Genomic DNA, 18,484 nt, shown 5'->3' with positions numbered 1-18,484 from the left:
CTTACCGATTACTCAGGCTTGCGACGACCAAAGCCCGGACGCTGGCCCGAACCGGCTGGCGCACCGCGGCGCTTGCCCGATGGCGCGTCCTTGTCGACCAGGACGATACCTGGGCGTTTCTTCGGCGCTGGCTTGGCCGGGCGCTTGGTATCGCCAGGACGGTCGGCCACTGGCGTACCGCGACCCGACTCACCACGACCTGCCGGAGCACCGCGATCACTGCGACCGCCGCTTGGCGCACCACGGCCTTCGCCGCGCTCGGTGCGACCGTTGGCCGGACGTGGCGTGCGTGGACCGCGCTCGCCATCAGCACGAGGTGCTGCTGGCTTGCGGGCTGGACGCTCGCCTTCGAAATGCGGCTCGCGGGTATCACGCGGCGTAGCAGCGGTCTGGTTACCGATGGCTGGACGCAACGAACGCACGCGCTCGGTCTTGCCCATCGGACGCGACGATTTACGCTGCATACGGTCGAGCTTGTCTTTGCTCTTCGCGTTCATTTGCGGCATGGCAACCGGGGTCAGGCCAACTTCAGCACTCAGAATGTCGACTTCGTACTGGCTCATTTCGCGCCAGCGACCCATCGGCAGGTCGGAGTTGAGGAACACCGGACCGAAACGCACGCGCTTCAGACGGCTGACCACCAGGCCCTGGGATTCCCACAGACGACGAACTTCGCGGTTGCGACCTTCCATTACCACGCAGTGGTACCAGTGGTTGAAACCTTCGCCGCCTGGTGCCTGCTTGATGTCGGTGAACTTGGCCGGGCCGTCTTCGAGGACGACGCCTGCTTTCAGACGCTCGATCATCTCGTCGTCGACTTCGCCACGCACACGTACCGCGTATTCACGGTCCATTTCGTAGGAAGGGTGCATCAGGCGGTTAGCCAGTTCACCGTCGGTGGTGAACATCAGCAGGCCGGTGGTGTTGATGTCCAGACGGCCGATGTTGATCCAGCGACCTTCTTTCGGTTTCGGCATCTTGTCGAATACGGTCGGACGGCCTTCCGGGTCGAGGCGGGTGCAGATTTCACCGTCGGGTTTGTTGTACATGATCACGCGGCGTACCGACTCGGCGGCTTCTTCGCGCTTGATCACGCGGCCATCGATGGTGATGGCGTCATGCATGTCGACACGCTGACCGAGCGTGGCGTCTTTGCCATTGACCTTGATGCGGCCGTGGCTGATCCAGGCTTCTACGTCACGGCGAGAGCCGACGCCGATACGGGCGAGGACTTTCTGCAGTTTTTCGCCTGCTGGGCCGATTTCCTGGTCGTCTTTCTGGTCGTTGATACTCATCTGGGCACCTCCCGGTGTGGTCTGTTCAGGCAGCTCTGAGTGAGGGGCCTGAAGCGATGTAAATCTGTTCAACTTGGGCGAAGGGATCGCCGAAGGGTCGAGAATCATACGCTCATGTGGGCATTTGCGCATCAGAGACTAGCTGATGAACACAGAGTTACCTGTTTTTCCGCCGACCGGTGGCATCACAAGCCCCCTTTGTAGGAGTGAGCCTGCTCGCTCCCACAGGGGGTTGTAGTGTCTACAAAATCCGGGTCAGTCGTCGAACTCGCGGCGTTCGGCTTCGATGGCTTCGGCCAGCGCCCGGGCTTCGGCTTCTTCGTCGCTCAATTCGGGCTCGGGCTCGGGTTTCGGTTGTTCGAGGGCGGCAACGGCGGCCAATAGTTTTTCGCGAGCCTCGGCGACGCCCAGAACGTCGTCTTCGAGCTCCGGTTCCGGCTCTGCTTCGGCTGTAGCCTCGGGCTCGACCTGAAGTGCACCGCCGACTTCAGGTTCAAACGCGGTCATCTCGCCATCGCGTAACAAATCGTCGAAGTCGGTCTTGAGCCCCTCCTCCATGGTGTCCAGCTCCAGCAACAACGTGTGGAAACTGGTTTCTTCCTTGGGTTCTTCCGGCTCGGCGCTGGCGTCCGCCAACTCTTGCAGGCTGGCAGGCACGGGCGCGTCGTCGAAATCGAGCACCGGGTCCGGTTCCAGCTCGCGCAGTTCAGCCAGCGGCGGCAGGTCGTCGAGGTTTTTCAGGTTGAAGTGATCGAGAAACGCCTTGGTGGTTGCGAACATCGCCGGTTTGCCGGGCACATCGCGGTAGCCGACGATGCGGATCCACTCACGCTCCATCAGCGTCTTGACGATCTGACTGTTGACCGCCACGCCCCGCACGTCTTCGATCTCGCCCCGGGTGATCGGCTGGCGATAGGCGATCAGCGCAATGGTTTCGAGCATGGCGCGGGAATATCGCTGCGGCCGCTCTTCCCACAAACGCCCGACCCACGGCGAAAACTTTTCGCGGATTTGCAGGCGGTAGCCGGAGGCGACTTCTTTCAGCTCGAAAGCGCGCCCGTCACAGGACTTGGCCAGGATCGTCAGCGCTTTCTTGAAAACCGGTGGCTCCGGCCGCTCGCCCTCTTCGAAGAGTTCGAACAGGCGTTCAAGCGATTGCGGCTTTCCCGAGGCCAACAGAAAGGCTTCAAGCAGTGGCGCCAGCTCGCGGGGTTCAGTCAGGTTCATGATTCAACTCGTTATTCGGCTCGGGCCCGCACGTGGATCGCTGCGAACGGCTCATTCTGCACCAGCTCGACCAAGGATTCCTTGACCAGTTCGAGGATGGCCATAAAGGTCACCACCACCCCGAGTCGCCCCTCTTCTGCGGTGAACAGCTCGACAAAGGGCACAAAACCGCCGCCCTTGAGCCGATCCAGCACATCGCTCATGCGTTCGCGGGTAGACAGCGCCTCGCGACTGACCTGGTGACTTTCGAACATGTCGCCACGGCGCAGGACCTCGGCCATGGACAACAGCAACTCAGACAGGCGCACGTCCGGCAACAGTTTGCGCGCCCGGGCTTCCGGGGCATCCAGCTTCGGTACCACCACGTCACGGCCGACACGGGTCAGGCCATCGATGCCTTCGGCGGCCGCCTTGAAGCGTTCGTATTCCTGCAAGCGCCGGATCAGCTCGGCGCGCGGGTCATCTTCTTCGTCTTCGATGGTTTCGGCGCGGGGCAACAGCATCCGCGACTTGATCTCGGCCAGCATCGCGGCCATCACCAGGTACTCGGCGGCTAGTTCCAGGCGCACCGACTGCATCAACTCGACATAGCCCATGTACTGGCGGGTGATTTCCGCCACCGGGATGTCGAGGATGTTGATGTTCTGTTTGCGGATAAGGTACAGCAGCAGGTCGAGCGGGCCTTCGAAGGCCTCGAGAAACACCTCCAGCGCATCCGGCGGGATGTACAGGTCCAGCGGCATTTCCAGTACCGCCTGGCCATACACCATCGCGAAGGGCAGCTCTTGCTGGGCTCCGGCCTGACTGTCGACTGCGGGTTCTACTGCGGACATCTATGCCTCGGCCATGAACGGCGCAGGGTCGCCGCAACCGACACGGATCACTTCCGGCTCGCCGTCGGCGAGATTGATCACGGTGGAGGCCTTGATCCCGCCGAATCCGCCATCGATGATCAGGTCGACTTGATGTTCAAGCAACTGACGCATTTCGAACGGGTCGGTCAGCGGGTCGGTGTCGCCCGGCATGATCAGGGTCACGCTCATCAGCGGCTCACCGAGCTCTTCCAACAGCGCCAGGGCGATTGGATGGCTCGGGACCCGCAGGCCGATGGTGCGTTTTTTCGGGTGCAACAACAGCCGCGGGACTTCGCGGGTGGCGTTGAGAATGAAGGTGTACGGCCCTGGCAGGTGCGCCTTGAGCAGGCGGAACGTGCCGGTATCGATCTTGGCAAACACCCCCAGCTGCGACAGGTCGCTGCAAATCAGCGCGAAGTTGTGTTTGTCATCCAGCCCACGCAACCGGCGCACGCGCTCCACGGCATTCTTGTCGCCGATCTGGCAACCAATGGCGTAGGACGAGTCTGTGGGATAAATCACCACCCCGCCTTTGCGGATGATCTCGACTGCCTGTTTGATCAGGCGCGCTTGCGGGTTTTCCGGATGAATCTGGAAAAATTGACTCACATTCTCTACCTGTTCAGACGGCGGCAATAATTGGGTCATGTTTGAATCGACACCACAGTGGTGGCAGATCCTCCGGGAGCGGGCGATATTCGCCAATCTCGGACCAGCCTCCAGGGCCATGAAAATCACTGCCGGCGCTGACCAGCAGACCGAACTCACGAGCAAGAATCGCCAGGCTGCCCACTTGTTCGGCGGGCTGATGGCCATTGACCACTTCAATCGCGTGGCCCCCGGCTTGAATATAGTCAGAAATCAGGCGGCGACGCTTGCTGCGAGTGAAATCGTAGTGCCAGGGATGCGCCAGGCTGACCCAGGCCTTCGCCGCGCGCAGGGTTTCGACGGTCTCTTCCAGGGTCGGCCAGTGTTGCTTGACGTCGCCCAGCTTGCCGGCGCCCAGCCATTTGCGGAAGGCTTCGGCGCGATCCTTTACAAACCCTTCACGCACCATCCAGTCGGCGAAGTGCGGGCGGGCCGGCGCGTTGCCGCTGTCGCCCAGTTCCTGCTGCAGGGCACGGGCCCCTTCCAGCGCCCCCGGCATGCCTTTCAACGCCAGCTTGCGGCTTATTTCTTCGGACCGTAGCCAACGGCCATCGTGCAATTTTGCAATCGCCTCGACCAACGGCGGCGCCGTGACATCAAATCCATAACCCAAAACGTGAATGGTCGCGCCGCCCCAGGTGCAGGACAATTCGACGCCGTTGACCAGTTGCATCCCCAGCGCCGTCGCGGCTGTGCGGGCCTCATCGAGGCCCTCGAGGGTGTCGTGATCGGTCAAGGCCAGGACTCGCACGCCTTTCTCGAACGCACGCGCAACCAGTACCGCAGGCGCCAAGGCGCCATCGGAGGCCGTGCTATGGCAGTGCAAATCAACATTCACGGGACTTTGTTACCTCAAATCAGCTGGCGCTATCGCGCGCCCATATGTTTGTTATTATGCCGCCACATCCTGCTTCTGGCTGCCACTGTGAAACAATTCATCGATTTCATCCCGCTTCTGTTGTTTTTCATCGTCTTCAAACTTGACCCACGGGTCGTCGACATCGGCGGTCATGAGTTGACTGTAGGCGGTATCTACAGCGCCACCGCGATGTTGATCATCAGTTCGCTGGTGGTTTACGGCACATTGTTCTTCAAGCAGCGCAAGCTTGAGAAGAGCCAGTGGCTGACCCTCATTGCCTGCCTGGTCTTCGGTAGCCTGACCCTGGCGTTCCACAGCGAAACCTTCCTCAAGTGGAAAGCGCCGGTGGTGAACTGGTTGTTTGCCCTGGCGTTTATTGGCAGCCACTTCGTCGGTGACAGCCTGCTGATCAAGCGCATCATGGGTCATGCACTGACCCTGCCAGAGCCCGTCTGGACGCGCCTGAACATCGCCTGGATCGCTTTCTTCCTGTTCTGCGGCGCCGCCAACCTGTTCGTAGCGTTCACCTTCCAGGACTACTGGGTCGACTTCAAAGTCTTCGGCAGCCTGGGCATGACGCTGCTGTTCCTGGTCGGCCAGGGCATCTACCTGTCCCGCCACCTGCACGACACCGACACCACTACGCCAAAAACCGAGGACTGACATGCTCTACGCAATCGTTGCCACAGACGTCGCCAACTCGCTGGAAGCCCGACTGGCCGCGCGCCCTGCCCACCTTGAGCGCCTGCAAGTGCTCAAGGGCGAAGGCCGCATCGTATTGGCCGGTCCGAACCCGGCAGTCGACAGCAATGATCCGGGCGCTGCGGGTTTCACCGGCAGCCTGATCGTCGCCGAATTCGATTCCCTGAGCGCCGCACAGGCTTGGGCCGACGCTGATCCGTATATCGCCGCAGGCGTCTACGCCAACGTTTCGGTCAAGCCGTTCAAGCAAGTCCTGCCATAACTTTCCCCCCAAAATGCTCCCGCGCGGTGAACCTTGTCGGTTCATCGCGCTCTCAACGCTCATTATCCTCGTTTGCCTGCCGATAACCTGCCCAATACTCGATTGGAATCAGGAGTCGCGATGCGCAAGGGTCCGTTGTGTCTGTTGTTGGTGACGTTGTCGATCATGGCCCCGGCCCACGGTGAAGAAGGTGCTGAGGGCGGTAATTCGACGCCGCTGTCCCTGAGCGCCGGCAGCCAGATTAGCGAGTTGCAGCAACGCTTGAAGGTCAGCGAGCAGCAACGGGAAGAATTGAACAAGCAACTGCAAAATACCGATGCCGAACGCGAAAGCGCTCAACTGAGCCGGTTGCGCCAAGAGAATCAGCGCCTCAAGCTGCAACTCAAGGAAGTGCAGGCCAGTAGCCCGTTGCCACGTCTGCTGACTGATCAGCAGCAATGGTTTGTTATCGGCGGTGGAGTAGCGCTATTGGCCCTGCTCTGCGGTATCTTCGCCAGTGGTGCCACCAGAAAACGTCGGCAATGGCTAAATTGAGTGATTCATGAGCGAGCTGTTACTAATTGATGATGACCAGGAGCTGTGCGAGCTCCTGAGCAGTTGGTTGAGCCAGGAAGGCTTTCAGGTCCGTGCCTGCCACGATGGCCAGAGTGCCCGCCGCGCGTTGGCTGAAACCTCTCCCGCCGCCGTGGTGCTGGACGTGATGCTGCCGGACGGCAGCGGTCTGGAGTTGCTCAAGCAATTGCGCAGCGATCACCCGGACCTGCCAGTGCTGATGCTGTCAGCTCGCGGCGAGCCACTGGACCGCATCCTCGGCCTGGAACTGGGCGCCGACGATTACCTGGCCAAACCCTGCGACCCACGTGAACTGACAGCCCGCCTGCGCGCCGTATTGCGTCGCAGTCATCCGGCGGCAGTGTCCAGCCAACTGGAACTGGGCGATCTGTGTTTCAGCCCGGTGCGCGGCGTGGTCAGCATCGATGAACAGGAATTCACCCTCACCGTCTCCGAAAGCCGTCTGCTTGAAGCCCTGCTCAAGCAGCCCGGCGAGCCGCTGGACAAACAGGAACTGGCGCAGATCGCCCTCGGCCGCAAGCTGACCCTGTACGACCGCAGCCTGGACATGCACGTCAGCAACCTGCGCAAGAAAATCGGCCCGCACCCCGACGGCCGCCCGCGCATCGTTGCGCTGCGCAGCCGTGGTTACTACTACAGCCTGTAACTAGCCAGGTGCAACCTGTGTCCAGCAGGCCGTTTTGTCAGGTTGGCGAGAAATCGTCTTTACCCAAGCTTTACGCTCCGCTGACTGCCGCTGACCTTGATCTGCGTAATCTGTACTCATCCGGAACGTACCGGGAACGAGACAAGGAGATTCACCATGCGCAAGACTCTTATCGCTCTGATGTTCGCCGCCGCTTTGCCGACCGTTGCCATGGCCATGCCTGAAGGCACCGGCCCGATGGGTGGGCCGATGGACGGCTCGCGCCACGGCGGTCAGATGCACGGCATGCACGGCAAAGGCCCGTACAGTCAGCTGGACCTGAGCCGCGAACAGCGCGAGCAGATCCGCAAGATCATGGGCGAGCAGATGCACGAGCGTAAGCAACTGGTCGACAAGTACCTGGAGAAACTCTCGCCAGCCGACCAGAAAGCCCTGAAAGACGAAATGACCGCCAAGCATCAGAAAGCCGAAGCCGATGTACGCGCCGTGCTGAAACCGGATCAACAGAAGAAATTCGACGAGATCCAGAAAAAGCAGGCTGAGCGTCGCGCCGAGTGGGCCGAGTTCAAGGCCTGGAAAGCGCAACAACCGCAAAAAGCGCAATAATGCGCTGACCCCGGACCCAACGGCCAACCCGTTGGGTCTGTTACCCCCCAATCTAATGTGGGAGCGAACCTGCTCGCGAAGAGGGAGTGTCAATCGACATCATTGTTGAATGACCCTCCGCTTTCGCGAGCAGGCTCGCTCCCACAGGGATTTGCGTTAGCTTGAGGATTTTCTGTGCGTTCATTGTTCTGGCGTATCCTGGCCAGCTTCTGGCTGGCCATCGCTCTGGTGGCAGGGCTTTCCATTCTGCTGGGGCACATGCTCAACCAGGACGCGTGGATCCTCAGCCGCCATCCGGGCCTCAATACCCTGGCGCAAGAGTGGACGCAAACCTACGAATCCCAAGGTGAAGAAGCCGCCCAGGACATTCTGGAACAGCGCAAACGTCAATATCACATCGACGTTCAGGTGCTGAACGAAAGCGGCGACCCGGTCGTCCGCGGCACCTTCCCGCGTCGCGCAGCCGCGTTCGAAGCCCGGCAGAACAACGATGATCGGCGTCTGCCATGGCGCCGTTTGACCGCGGAATACACCAGCGAAAAAACCGGCGACACCTACCTGCTGATTTATCGCATCCCGCACCCTGAACTGGATTCCTGGCACCGCGAAAGCCTGCTGTGGCCGTTGAGTGCGCTGGGCATCGCATTGGTGGTGCTGACCTTGTTCAGCCTGTTCGTCACGCTGTCGATCACCCGCCCGCTCAGCCGTTTGCGCGGTGCCGTGCATGACTTGGGGCAAACCACATATCAGCAGAACAGCCTGGTGAAACTGGCCAACCGGCGCGATGAGTTCGGCGTGCTGGCCAATGACTTCAACCGCATGGGCTCACGCCTGCAAAGCTTGATCGGCAGCCAGCGGCAGTTGCTGCGCGATGTGTCGCATGAATTGCGCTCCCCGCTCGCCCGACTGCGCATTGCCCTGGCATTGGCGGAACGGGCCAACCCTGAAGAACGGGAAAAACTCTGGCCGCGCCTGACCCGCGAATGCGACCGGCTGGAGGCGTTGATCAGCGAAATCCTCGTGCTGGCGCGGGTCGATGCCGACAACGCCAGTGCCGAAGAGGTCGACCTCAACGCGTTGCTTCATACGCTGCAAAAGGATGCGCAACTGGGTTCACCGGAACAGAATGTACGCCTGGAGGCGGAGCCGCAACTGAACCTCAAGGGCTGGCCGACGATGATCGAGCGCGCTGTCGATAATCTGCTGCGCAACGCCCAGCGCTTTAACCCGGTGGGGCAGTCGATTGAAGTGCAGGCCGTGCGTCAGGGTGAGCGTATTGTGGTCAGCGTGCGTGACCATGGGCCGGGCGTGGACGCCGAGCATTTGAATCAGTTGGGTGAGCCGTTTTATCGAGCGCCGGGGCAGATAGCCGCCGGGCATGGCCTTGGATTGGCCATTGCGCGGCGTGCGGCGGAGCGCCATGGCGGTAGTCTGGTGCTGGCCAATCATCCCCAGGGCGGGTTTGTGGCCAGTCTGGAATTGCCGTTGGTGCCGGGGGTCGTCGTCCAACCGTAACCCCCCTGTGGGAGCGAGCCTGCTCGCTCCCACATTTTGATGGGTGTACTCAGGCCTTGCCGGGCCACGCGCTGACGAATTCGGCGAGGTCGACTTTCTCGGCCACCCGCGGTTCTTTCTGCGGTGTGCCGAGGTAAAGGAACGCAATCACCTCTTCTCCTTCCGCCAACCCCAGCCCTTTGGCCACATGCGCCGAGTAGGCCAGTTCACCGGTGCGCCATACCGCGCCAATCCCTTGCGCATACGCCGCCAGCAAAATTCCGTGCGCCGCACAGCCCGCCGCCAACAGTTGCTCGGATTTCGGGTACTTGATGTGATCCTGCACCCGCGCAATCACCACCACCACCAACGGTGCACGCAGCGGGCCGTTGCGCGCCTTGTCCAGTGCCGCTTCGGACACCTCGCTGTCTTGCAGCTTCGCCGCTTCGGCCAGCAACTCGCCCATTTGCTCACGTGCCGCGCCCTCGACAGTCAGAAAGCGCCAAGGCTGCAAATGACCATGGTCCGGGGCACGCATGGCGGCGCCAAACAGCACTTCGCGTTGCGCCGCAGTTGGCGCCGGGTCAAGCAGTCGTGGAACGGAAACACGGTTGAGCAAAGCGTCGAGAGCCTGCATCGGCCACCTCCTGGAAAAATGTTTGGCTATTCTAGCTGCAAGTGCGCACGCGGCGTCGGTTTACATGCCCTGCCCCGCAGGTAGAATGGCGCCCACTCCCACCACAGCCCGAGCGGATTTCATGGCGTTGCCGACCTTACGGATCATTGGTTTTATCATCGGCATCTTCCTGATCACGCTGGCCATTGCCATGGTCGTGCCCATGGCGACCCTGATGATTTTCGAGCGCACCCACGAGCTGCCCTCGTTCCTGTGGTCGAGCATGATTACCTTTGTCGCCGGCCTGGCGATGGTTATCCCCGGTCGTCCCGAGCACATCCACCTGCGGCCACGGGACATGTATCTGTTGACCGTCAGCAGTTGGCTGGTGGTCTGCTTCTTCGCCGCGCTGCCTTTTATGCTGGCTCAACACGTCAGTTTCACCGACGCGATCTTTGAAAGCATGTCCGGCATCACCGCCACCGGCTCCACGGTCCTCAGCGGCCTGGACACCATGTCCCCCGGCATCCTGATCTGGCGCTCACTGCTGCACTGGCTCGGCGGCATTGGTTTTATCGGCATGGCGGTGGCGATTCTGCCGCTGCTGCGCATCGGTGGCATGCGCCTGTTTCAGACCGAGTCCTCAGACCGTTCGGAAAAGGTCATGCCTCGCTCGCACATGGTGGCGCGCCTGATCGTGGCGGCCTATGTCGGCATCACCATTATCGGCAGCCTGGCGCTCTGGTGGGCCGGGATGAGCTTGTTTGATGCGATCAACCACGCGATGTCAGCGATCTCCACCGGCGGCTTTTCCACGTCGGACCAGTCACTGGCCAAATGGACGCAGCCGGCGGTGCACTGGGTGGCGATTGTCATCATGATTCTCGGCAGCCTGCCCTTCACCCTGTACGTCGCAACCTTGCGCGGCAACCGTCGGGCCTTGATCAAGGATCAACAGGTTCAAGGGATGCTCGGCATGTTGCTGGTGACCTGGCTGGTGCTTGGCACCTGGTACTGGTGGACCACCCAACTGCATTGGCTCGACGCCTTGCGGCATGTGGCGTTCAACGTGACATCGGTGGTCACCACCACCGGTTTTGCGCTGGGGGATTACAGCCTGTGGGGCAATTTCTCGCTGATGCTGTTCTTTTACCTGGGCTTTGTCGGCGGCTGCTCGGGCTCGACGGCGGGCGGGATCAAGATATTCCGCTTCCAGGTCGCCTATATCCTGCTCAAGGCCAACCTTAACCAATTGATTCACCCGCGCGCGGTGATCAAGCAGAAGTACAACGGTCACCGTCTCGACGAAGAAATCGTGCGTTCGATCCTGACCTTTTCGTTCTTCTTCGCCATCACCATCTGCGTCATCGCGTTGCTGCTCTCACTGCTCGGCGTGGACTGGATGACCGCCCTGACCGGTGCGGCCAGTACCGTGTCGGGTGTCGGGCCGGGGCTGGGTCCGACCATCGGGCCGTCGGGTAACTTTTCGTCGTTGCCGGACGCCGCCAAGTGGATTCTCTCGTTCGGCATGCTGCTCGGCCGACTGGAGATCATTACGGTGTTTGTTCTGTGCATTCCTGCGTTCTGGCGCCACTGACCTGCGCCGCCGCTTCGGTCATGTGCGCCCGGTACTCACCGGGGGTGGCATCGAACCAGCGGCGGAACGCGCGGAAGAAATTGCTCGGGTCGGCGAACCCCAGCAGGTAGGCAGTTTCCAGCAGCGTCATGGTCGGCTGGGCCAGGTATTGCTCGGCCAATTCACGCCGGGTGTCATCGAGCAAGGCCTGGAAACTGGTGCCCTCTTCCTGCAAGCGTCGCTGCAAGGTGCGTTGCGACAGGTGCAGCGTCTGCGCCACGGTATCGCGCTTGGGTTCGCCCTGGGGCAGCAGACGACACAACACCTGCCGCGCCTTGTGCGTCACGCGGCTCTCGGAAAACCGCGCCAGGTACTCGCCGGCAAACCGGTCATGCAACAGCGCCATCGCCTCGTTGGCGGTCGGCAGTGGCGCTTCCATGTCGGCCCGTTCGAAGATCAATGCGTCGTAAGGTGCGTTGAACAGCAACGGCGCATGAAAGGCTTGTTTATAGGGTTCGAGGTCGACAGGTTGGTCGCCCTGGATCAGCACCTTGCGCGGTTGCAAGGTGCGCCCGGTCAACCAGCCGCACAACGCCAGCGCACAGGCCAGTGAAGCCTCGGCACTTTGCCGGGTCGGCGGCAGGTGGTCGCCGTGGACGGTCAGAATCAGCGCATAACCTTCATCCAGCAGACGGAAACTCAGGTCGGCACTTTCGGCAATGATCCGCTGATAGCGCACCAGGCGCTGAAAGCCTTCGGCCAGGGTCTGGCTGGACATCAAGGCGTAACCGGCGACATGGAAGGACGCCGGTCGCACCACCTTGCCCATGTTCAGGCCGATCGCCGGGTTGCCGGACAGCTCGACCGCGCGCTGCCACAGCCGCGTCATGGAATCTTGCGGGAATCGCGCATCCGGATCATCCAGTGATGCGTAGTCGAGCCCTAGCTGCTTGAACAGTGCCCGGCAATCCAGGCCGTCCATCTCCAGTGCTTTGACAATCCCCATCGCCCAGCTTGCAGAAGTCGTTCGTTCGCTCATGGCGTTTGCTTACTGTTCAGTGAGCCGTCTGACGCGGCTAGTTTTCGAAGGATACTAAAGTGGCGCCTATTGTCACTGGCTGATACCAATGATCACTCTAGACTCAAATAAGCTACCCGCAGAACATCTTGCAATCAGAACAATAACCACAGAGATCGCTGTCGTGGAAAACATCAAACGTTTCAACAGCTTTGCTGAGTTCTACCCGTATTACCTCAGCGAGCACAGCGACAGCACTTGCCGACGACTGCACTTCATCGGCACGACGCTGGTCATCTTCATTCTTGCCCTGACCATCGGCAAAGGCGCATGGCTGCTGTTGTGGGCCCTGCCGCTGGCGGGTTACAGCTTCGCCTGGGCCGGGCATTTCTTTTTCGAGAAGAATCGGCCTGCGACCTTCCAGCATCCTCTTTATAGCCTGCTCGGCGACTTTGTCATGTACCGAGACATGATTCTGGGTCGCGTGCCGTTCTAACCAAGCGTCCAGAACACGAAGAGAGAATAGTCGATGAATGCCAACGCCCGTTTCACCCACATGAAGGATGGCACGCAGGAAGACTGGGCGATCATCGCCGCGGATTTCAGTGCCTACGCGAAACAATTGCCTTCCAGGATTGTGGCGCACCTGAAGTTGCTGGAGGGCGATTTTGGTGGCTTCCCGGTGGACCGTCTCACGCACTCCCTGCAAACCGCCAGTCGCGCCTGGCGCGATGGCCGTGACGAGGAATATGTAGTCTGTGCGTTGCTGCATGACATCGGCGACACATTGGGTTCCTACAACCATCCGGACATCGCCGCGGCGATTCTCAAGCCGTTTGTCAGTACCGAGAATCTGTGGATGGTGGAGAAACACGGGATTTTCCAGGGTTATTACTTTTTCCATCATTTGGGTATGGATCGGCACTTGCGCGAGCAGTTCAAGGACCATCCGCAGTATCAGGCGACCATCGAGTTCTGTGCCAAATACGATGCGGCGGCCTTTGACCCGGCGTATGACACGCTGCCACTGAGTTTCTTTATGCCGATGATGGAACGGTTGTTTGCGCAGCCGAAGAACTCGATCTACAAGGCGGCAATGGAAGAATATTCGCCGGCCTGATGCCCCCAGCGGGACCCTGTGGCGAGGGGGCTTGCCCCCGTTGGGGTGCGAAGCGCCCCCCAAAACCATTCAGCCGGTTACTCCTGACAGACCTCATTCGTCGGTTTACGACGGCTTCGCCGCCGAACGGGGCGATGCGGCGGTCCGACAAGCCCCCTCGCCACAAAGGCCATACCTACGCAGGCTCAGCAACCCTCAGCGCCTTCAACTCCGCCTCCCGCGCCTGCGCATCCGCCAGTCGATACAGCTCGATCGACCCGTCCCAATGCTCGATCAACGCCGTACACGACTCCACCCAATCCCCGCAATTGAGGTAATCCACCTCGCCCACCTTGCGAATCTCGGCATGGTGAATGTGTCCGCACACGACGCCATGCAACTCGCGTTTCACGCATTCGTGCGCGATGGCTTCCTCGAAGTCGCTGATGAAGCTGACCGCGGTTTTCACCTTGTGCTTGAGGTACGCCGACAACGACCAATAGCCGTAGCCATAACGGGCGCGCCAGTGGTTGAGCCAGCGGTTGAGGGTCAGGGTGAATTCGTAGGCCGAGTCCCCCAGGAACGCCAGCCAGCGGTGATAGCGAGTGATCACATCGAACTGATCGCCGTGGATCACCAGCAGATGACGGCCATCGGCGGTGACGTGCACGGCTTCGTCGACCAACTGGATGTTGCCCAGGATCAGCTTGGAATAACGACGCAGGAACTCGTCATGATTGCCGGTGACGTAGATCACTTCGGTGCCGCGCTTGCTCATGGTCAGCAAACGACGAATGACGTTGGTGTGCGCCTGAGGCCAGTACATGCCGCCGCGCAGTTTCCAGCCATCGATGATGTCGCCGACCAGGTAAATCTTGTCCGCGTGGTAGCCCTTGAGAAACTGCGACAGGTGCTCGGCCTGGCAGTCTCGAGTGCCCAGATGCACATCAGAAATCCACAAGGTCCGCACACGTTGCTTACGACTGGGTTTGGCGAGCTCGGCGCTGGTCATGGGCAACCCTCTGCGATGGTTTTTCCAAGCTTGCGCCGGTCGGGTTAATCGGCCATGACAGTGCTGAGTCATTCCTGTGACAGCAACCGGCCGGTGTAGACTGGCGTCATCTTGCCCAGGAGAGCGGTGATGCGACCGATCCTCACACTTCGCCAGTACACCCACGACCTGATCGTCCACAGCCACGACCACGCCCAACTGGTGTTCGGCTTGTCGGGTGCGCTGGATTTCGAAGTCGACGGGCATGGCAGTCAGGTGGTGCAGCAGAGTTTCGTGGTGGTGCCGTCCGGTTTCCATCACGCCTGCGGCAGCAGCAATGGCAGCCGCTGCCTGGTGCTGGATGTGCCGAGTGATCAATGGGTTTCACAGTCGCTGGGCGAGCACGCCGAGGCCAGTCGCCGACTGCTCGACAACGCCGGACGCTTGCCGCTGGATGCCGGGCAGAGCCAATTGGTCAGTTGGTTGGCGAGCAGCCAGGTCTATGATCCGTTGATCGCGCAACAAGGCGCCGTGCTGTTGTTGGCCAGCCTCAACAACGCCAAACCGGCCAGCGTGGGCGGACGACGCCTGCCGTATGCGGCGATGAATGCACACATCGACCGGCATGCAGCGTATCCGCTGCAAGTGGCGGACCTGGCCGGTGTCGCCGGGTTGTCCAGCGCCCGGTTGCATGCGCGGTTTGTCGCTGAATGCGGGCAGACGCCGATGGATTACATCCGCAGTCGGCGGCTGCATATCGCGGTGGGATTGTTGCGGGATTCGCCCCTGCCCATCGGCGAGATTGCCAGTCGGGTCGGCTACAGCTCACAGAGCGCCTTCGCCGCCGCAGTGTTGCGCGAGTTTGGCGCCTCCCCCGGCAAGCTGCGGCGCGAGGCTGGCGACAAATGAGGCGAGTCTGACGACAGACAGGTGCGCCGCCAGCGCTCTAGACTGCCCCTCTGTTGGTTGTATTGATCAAGGATTGCAATGACTCCCCGTACCGCCCTTGGCGCCCTGCATATCGGCGCATTGATGTTTGGCCTGACCGGTGTGTTCGGCAAACTCGCCGCCGCCTCCCCTGCTGTCATCGTCTTTGGCCGGGCCGCGTTTGCGGTGCTGGCTCTCGCGGGTTTTGCGCGTTTCGCCAGCAACACCCGTTGGCAGAAGCTTGAAGCCGTGGACTGGCGCCGCCTGCTGCTCAGCGGTTTGCTGTTGGCCGGGCACTGGGTAAGTTTCTTTATTGCGGTGAAGGTGGCGGGCGTGGCGATTGCGACCCTGGGCTTTGCCAGCTTCCCGGCGTTTACCGTAATCCTCGAAGGGCTGATCTTCCGCGAGCGGATTCGCGCCAATGAAATCCTGCTGGTGGTGTTGGTCAGTGTCGGGCTGGTGTTGGTCACACCGGACTTCGATCTGGCGAGCGGCGCCACCACCGGCCTGCTCTGGGCCGTCGGTTCGGGGTTGTTGTTTGCCCTGCTGTCGCTGACCAACCGGGCCAGTTCCGGACGGATCCCGCCGGTACAGGCCGCGCTGTGTCAAAACGTGGTGGTCGCGCTGTGCCTGCTGCCCGTGGCGGCACCGCAATTGAGTGAAGTGCGTGGCATCGACTGGCTATGGATCGGCCTGCTTGGAGTGTTCTGCACCGGCGTCGCCCACAGTCTGTTCGTCGCCAGCCTGGCGGTGATCAAGGCCCGCACGGCGGCGGTGGTGTTTGCCCTGGAACCGGTTTACGGGATCACCATGGCCTGGCTGTTGTTCAATGAAAACCCGACGTTGCGGATGCTGATCGGTGGCGCGCTGATCATCGTCGCGATCGTGGTTTCCAGCCGGCTGTCCGGTGGTTCAAGCAAAAAGACTGTAGCGGCTGAAGCGGCGTCTCACTGAGTGCGGTCGTTATGGCCCAGGTCGCGGTCCGGGTCGATCTGATCGCGGACCCGCTGCTTGAGCACCTTGGCTTCAGGGAAGCCGCCATCGGCCTTACGCTCCCAGAGTTGCACGTCATCACAAAAAATATGGAACACCCCACCGGTGCCGGGCACCAGCGACACTTTGCCCAGGTCATCACCAAAGGTGCTGAGCAGTTCCTGGGCCAGCCAGGCGGCACGCAACAGCCATTGGCATTGCGTGCAATAGGTGATGACGATTTCCGGTTTGTGCGCGGTCATGACGGACAATTCTCTGGGTCTGGGAGCGCAGCCATCATAGAGCCTCAGCCGATACCGGCCAACAGACTGCGGGCAGTCTGCTTGAGCGGTTCGTCGCCGTCCTTGAGCAATTCGTTGAGCAACTTGATCGCGCGGTCGAGGTCGCCATCGTCGATGCAGGTCTGGGCCTGTTCCAGTTTCCCGGCATTGGAGGGCGCCGCCGGGGCCAGGCTCAGCGGTTCAAGTTCCAGCGATTGAGGCGCATCGTTGAATTCATCCAGGAAGTCGTCATCCAGTGATGGCGTATCAGGTACGGGGTCCCATTCCAGTTCGGGCGCTTGCTGCGACGACTCGTCAGGCAGTTCATACACGTCGGGCATCACGTGCAGGTTCGAGGTAAAGGTCAGCTCGTCTGAAGGTTTGGCGGCGGGCGGCGGAGTGTCAAAAGGACTGACCAGATCCCAATTTGAATCCATCGACAATTCATCCAGGTTCAACTGGAATTCATCGTTGGGCACAGCTTCAACCGGGGCGACTACGGGCGCGGCCACCACGGGTGCAGCACTGCCCAGTTTCGGATGGCTGACGCGGATGTCCTGCAGTTTTTCTGGGTCGAACCCGGCGTTTCGCAGGCTGCTTTCCTGCGCATCATAGGCCGTCACATCACCCTGTTTGCCGAGCACTTCCAGCAGTTGCACCGCCAGATCCGTGCGCTGAGGCTCCTTGACCAGCGCGTCTCGCAACATGGCAGCGGCTTCGGAAAATCGGCCATAAGTCAGGTAGATGCCGACCCCTTCCAGCACATCGCCCGCTGAGCTTTCTTCACGATGATCGGACGCGGATTTGAGCTGGGTCTTTTGGACTAACGGTTGCACAGGAGGATCAAGCATCGGCTCCTGCCGTAACGACAAATCGGGGGCAGCCTCGGGCAAGGCCGCGACCTGCTGACGTCGATGACGAAGGAACAACCCGAGCAGCACCAAAGCCACCAGTGCCAGCAGCCCGATAATCAATGGCCAATTGGATGCTTCCTCGACAACCACAGGCGCGGGCACGGCCGCCACCGGCGCAGCGGGTTCGGCTGGCGTTTGTCTGACTTCAGCCAATTGGGTTTGCAGTTCGGTGATCTGTTTTTTCTGACCGGCGATCTGCTCATCCTGAGCCGCCAGCTTCGCATTCAACTCATCGATGGTTTTTTGCAGTTGCTGGTTTTGCAGGACAGTGGCGGCCAGTTGCTCAGCCACAACGGGATCACTCACAGGCACGGCGGCAGGTTGCGGGGGTGCGGGTTTCTTCGCAGGCGCTACTGGCGCACTGGCCGGTGTGACGACCGGAAATGCAGAAGGCTGAGGTTCGGCAACCGGCTCATCAGCGACGGGTTCAATCCCCGGAGTACCCGGCGGATCAATCAGTACCGTGTATTCGCGCAGCAAGCGCCCGTTGGGCTGATTGAGCTGCACCACGAAATTCAGGAAAGGTTCTTTGACCGCTTTGCTGGAGGTCACCCGGATCAGGTTGCGATTGCCTCGCAGGATCGGGCTGAACTTCAGATTGTTGAGGAAGAGCACCCGCTCGACACCGGCACGGCTGAACTCATCCGCCGTCGCCAGGCTGACGGACAACTCGCCCTCCTCCAGGCCACCGACATCCACCAGGGCGATGTCGGCACTCAACGGCTGGTTCAGCGCGGAGTGGAGCGTGATGTCCCCCAAACCCAGCGCAGGTGCCAATGTCGAGTAGGTGATAGCGCCACTGACCAGAATCAACCTGACGCCACACCGTAAAACCAACCGCCAACTCTCGAGCATGAGCATCCCTTAAATAACAGAACCAACCTATGCGTGTTTGCACATCCGGTACGAACACGATATTGCCTA

General features: G+C 60.8%; 21 protein-coding genes. 11 read left to right on the top strand and 10 right to left on the bottom strand.

Going from position 1 to position 18,484, the window contains the following annotated elements; all coding sequences use genetic code 11:
• Positions 1-8 precede the first annotated feature (8 nt).
• The 5 genes from rluB to ACWKV5_RS07065 all read right to left on the bottom strand — a co-directional run bounded on the left by rluB (position 9) and on the right by ACWKV5_RS07065 (position 4,862).
• Complete coding sequence (rluB, locus tag ACWKV5_RS07085; protein ID WP_483840726.1) at positions 9-1,295, bottom strand: 23S rRNA pseudouridine(2605) synthase RluB; 1,287 nt, start codon at positions 1,293-1,295, stop codon at positions 9-11.
• A 255-nt stretch (positions 1,296-1,550) separates the two neighbouring features.
• Positions 1,551-2,522, bottom strand: a complete 972-nt coding sequence (scpB, locus tag ACWKV5_RS07080; protein WP_483840725.1) for an SMC-Scp complex subunit ScpB — start codon at positions 2,520-2,522, stop codon at positions 1,551-1,553.
• A gap of 11 nt (positions 2,523-2,533) precedes the next feature.
• Entirely contained in the window at positions 2,534-3,355 is an 822-nt protein-coding gene (locus ACWKV5_RS07075; RefSeq protein WP_487247653.1) for a segregation and condensation protein A, read from the bottom strand.
• On the bottom strand, positions 3,356-3,985 hold the full coding sequence (locus ACWKV5_RS07070; protein ID WP_140667231.1) for an L-threonylcarbamoyladenylate synthase: 630 nt from the start codon (positions 3,983-3,985) through the stop codon (positions 3,356-3,358).
• Positions 3,986-3,998: 13 nt separating this feature from the next.
• On the bottom strand, positions 3,999-4,862 hold the full coding sequence (locus tag ACWKV5_RS07065; protein ID WP_483840724.1) for a PHP domain-containing protein: 864 nt from the start codon (positions 4,860-4,862) through the stop codon (positions 3,999-4,001).
• Positions 4,863-4,949: 87 nt separating this feature from the next.
• On the opposite strand from ACWKV5_RS07065, the gene ACWKV5_RS07060 reads away from it, so the two are divergent.
• The 6 genes from ACWKV5_RS07060 (at position 4,950) to ACWKV5_RS07035 (ending at position 9,187) form a co-directional block, all read left to right on the top strand.
• Positions 4,950-5,546: a septation protein A gene (locus ACWKV5_RS07060; protein WP_483840723.1), complete on the top strand. Its 597-nt coding sequence runs from the start codon at positions 4,950-4,952 to the stop codon at positions 5,544-5,546.
• 1 nt (position 5,547) lies between these two features.
• Positions 5,548-5,847: a YciI family protein gene (locus ACWKV5_RS07055; protein ID WP_084320523.1), complete on the top strand. Its 300-nt coding sequence runs from the start codon at positions 5,548-5,550 to the stop codon at positions 5,845-5,847.
• 120 nt (positions 5,848-5,967) lie between these two features.
• Positions 5,968-6,381, top strand: coding sequence for an SH3 domain-containing protein (locus tag ACWKV5_RS07050; protein WP_483840722.1), 414 nt, complete (start codon positions 5,968-5,970; stop codon positions 6,379-6,381).
• A 7-nt stretch (positions 6,382-6,388) separates the two neighbouring features.
• Positions 6,389-7,066 (top strand): response regulator transcription factor, encoded by a 678-nt coding sequence (locus ACWKV5_RS07045; protein WP_027922300.1) that lies wholly within the window; start codon positions 6,389-6,391, stop codon positions 7,064-7,066.
• 156 nt (positions 7,067-7,222) lie between these two features.
• Positions 7,223-7,672: a Spy/CpxP family protein refolding chaperone gene (locus ACWKV5_RS07040; RefSeq protein ID WP_483840721.1), complete on the top strand. Its 450-nt coding sequence runs from the start codon at positions 7,223-7,225 to the stop codon at positions 7,670-7,672.
• Between the two features lie 174 nt (positions 7,673-7,846).
• On the top strand, positions 7,847-9,187 hold the full coding sequence (locus ACWKV5_RS07035; RefSeq protein WP_483840720.1) for a sensor histidine kinase: 1,341 nt from the start codon (positions 7,847-7,849) through the stop codon (positions 9,185-9,187).
• A gap of 49 nt (positions 9,188-9,236) precedes the next feature.
• On the opposite strand, the gene ACWKV5_RS07030 is transcribed toward ACWKV5_RS07035, so the two are convergent.
• Positions 9,237-9,803, bottom strand: a complete 567-nt coding sequence (locus ACWKV5_RS07030; protein ID WP_483840719.1) for a nitroreductase family protein — start codon at positions 9,801-9,803, stop codon at positions 9,237-9,239.
• 121 nt (positions 9,804-9,924) lie between these two features.
• On the opposite strand from ACWKV5_RS07030, the gene ACWKV5_RS07025 reads away from it, so the two are divergent.
• Positions 9,925-11,379, top strand: a complete 1,455-nt coding sequence (locus tag ACWKV5_RS07025) for a TrkH family potassium uptake protein (protein WP_483840718.1) — start codon at positions 9,925-9,927, stop codon at positions 11,377-11,379.
• Here ACWKV5_RS07025 and ACWKV5_RS07020 read toward each other — a convergent pair.
• A complete protein-coding gene (locus ACWKV5_RS07020) occupies positions 11,336-12,397 on the bottom strand; it encodes an AraC family transcriptional regulator (RefSeq protein WP_483840717.1) in 1,062 nt (353 codons plus the stop codon). The genes ACWKV5_RS07025 and ACWKV5_RS07020 overlap by 44 nt on opposite strands.
• A gap of 163 nt (positions 12,398-12,560) precedes the next feature.
• Between ACWKV5_RS07020 and ACWKV5_RS07015 the strand changes: the two genes are divergently transcribed.
• Together ACWKV5_RS07015 and ACWKV5_RS07010 are read left to right on the top strand one after the other, a co-directional pair.
• Positions 12,561-12,872, top strand: a complete 312-nt coding sequence (locus tag ACWKV5_RS07015) for an Mpo1-like protein (protein ID WP_027922294.1) — start codon at positions 12,561-12,563, stop codon at positions 12,870-12,872.
• Positions 12,873-12,905: 33 nt separating this feature from the next.
• Positions 12,906-13,496 carry an HD domain-containing protein gene (locus ACWKV5_RS07010; RefSeq protein ID WP_483840716.1) on the top strand — a complete coding sequence of 197 codons (591 nt, stop codon included), beginning with the start codon at positions 12,906-12,908 and terminating at the stop codon, positions 13,494-13,496.
• A gap of 175 nt (positions 13,497-13,671) precedes the next feature.
• On the opposite strand, the gene ACWKV5_RS07005 is transcribed toward ACWKV5_RS07010, so the two are convergent.
• The gene (locus ACWKV5_RS07005) at positions 13,672-14,487 is read right to left on the bottom strand and encodes a UDP-2,3-diacylglucosamine diphosphatase (RefSeq protein WP_483840715.1); all 816 of its coding nucleotides are present in this window, start codon (positions 14,485-14,487) and stop codon (positions 13,672-13,674) included.
• A 129-nt stretch (positions 14,488-14,616) separates the two neighbouring features.
• On the opposite strand from ACWKV5_RS07005, the gene ACWKV5_RS07000 reads away from it, so the two are divergent.
• Together ACWKV5_RS07000 and ACWKV5_RS06995 are read left to right on the top strand one after the other, a co-directional pair.
• A complete protein-coding gene (locus ACWKV5_RS07000) occupies positions 14,617-15,375 on the top strand; it encodes a helix-turn-helix transcriptional regulator (RefSeq protein ID WP_483840714.1) in 759 nt (252 codons plus the stop codon).
• A 78-nt stretch (positions 15,376-15,453) separates the two neighbouring features.
• The gene (locus tag ACWKV5_RS06995; protein ID WP_483840713.1) at positions 15,454-16,347 is read left to right on the top strand and encodes a DMT family transporter; all 894 of its coding nucleotides are present in this window, start codon (positions 15,454-15,456) and stop codon (positions 16,345-16,347) included.
• On the opposite strand, the gene ACWKV5_RS06990 is transcribed toward ACWKV5_RS06995, so the two are convergent.
• Together ACWKV5_RS06990 and ACWKV5_RS06985 are read right to left on the bottom strand one after the other, a co-directional pair.
• Complete coding sequence (locus ACWKV5_RS06990) at positions 16,341-16,628, bottom strand: Rdx family protein (RefSeq protein WP_140666852.1); 288 nt, start codon at positions 16,626-16,628, stop codon at positions 16,341-16,343. The two genes, ACWKV5_RS06995 and ACWKV5_RS06990, sit on opposite strands and share 7 nt — an antisense overlap.
• Before the next feature lie 44 nt (positions 16,629-16,672).
• A complete protein-coding gene (locus ACWKV5_RS06985; protein ID WP_483840712.1) occupies positions 16,673-18,415 on the bottom strand; it encodes a motility hub landmark protein FimV in 1,743 nt (580 codons plus the stop codon).
• Positions 18,416-18,484: the final 69 nt, after the last annotated feature.

The organism is Pseudomonas oplopanacis, assembly GCF_057128725.1.
This window is presented reverse-complemented; position numbering and strand designations above follow the sequence as displayed.

Coding starts and splice junctions, on each gene's coding strand:
- rluB (WP_483840726.1), bottom strand. CDS start 1,295: ATGAGTATCAACGACCAGAAAGACGACCAGGAAATCGGCCCAGCAGGC.
- scpB (WP_483840725.1), bottom strand. CDS start 2,522: ATGAACCTGACTGAACCCCGCGAGCTGGCGCCACTGCTTGAAGCCTTT.
- ACWKV5_RS07075 (WP_487247653.1), bottom strand. CDS start 3,355: ATGTCCGCAGTAGAACCCGCAGTCGACAGTCAGGCCGGAGCCCAGCAA.
- ACWKV5_RS07055 (WP_084320523.1), top strand. CDS start 5,548: ATGCTCTACGCAATCGTTGCCACAGACGTCGCCAACTCGCTGGAAGCC.
- ACWKV5_RS07050 (WP_483840722.1), top strand. CDS start 5,968: ATGCGCAAGGGTCCGTTGTGTCTGTTGTTGGTGACGTTGTCGATCATG.
- ACWKV5_RS07045 (WP_027922300.1), top strand. CDS start 6,389: ATGAGCGAGCTGTTACTAATTGATGATGACCAGGAGCTGTGCGAGCTC.
- ACWKV5_RS07040 (WP_483840721.1), top strand. CDS start 7,223: ATGCGCAAGACTCTTATCGCTCTGATGTTCGCCGCCGCTTTGCCGACC.
- ACWKV5_RS07030 (WP_483840719.1), bottom strand. CDS start 9,803: ATGCAGGCTCTCGACGCTTTGCTCAACCGTGTTTCCGTTCCACGACTG.
- ACWKV5_RS07025 (WP_483840718.1), top strand. CDS start 9,925: ATGGCGTTGCCGACCTTACGGATCATTGGTTTTATCATCGGCATCTTC.
- ACWKV5_RS07020 (WP_483840717.1), bottom strand. CDS start 12,397: ATGAGCGAACGAACGACTTCTGCAAGCTGGGCGATGGGGATTGTCAAA.
- ACWKV5_RS07010 (WP_483840716.1), top strand. CDS start 12,906: ATGAATGCCAACGCCCGTTTCACCCACATGAAGGATGGCACGCAGGAA.
- ACWKV5_RS07005 (WP_483840715.1), bottom strand. CDS start 14,487: ATGACCAGCGCCGAGCTCGCCAAACCCAGTCGTAAGCAACGTGTGCGG.
- ACWKV5_RS07000 (WP_483840714.1), top strand. CDS start 14,617: ATGCGACCGATCCTCACACTTCGCCAGTACACCCACGACCTGATCGTC.
- ACWKV5_RS06995 (WP_483840713.1), top strand. CDS start 15,454: ATGACTCCCCGTACCGCCCTTGGCGCCCTGCATATCGGCGCATTGATG.
- ACWKV5_RS06990 (WP_140666852.1), bottom strand. CDS start 16,628: ATGACCGCGCACAAACCGGAAATCGTCATCACCTATTGCACGCAATGC.
- ACWKV5_RS06985 (WP_483840712.1), bottom strand. CDS start 18,415: ATGCTCGAGAGTTGGCGGTTGGTTTTACGGTGTGGCGTCAGGTTGATT.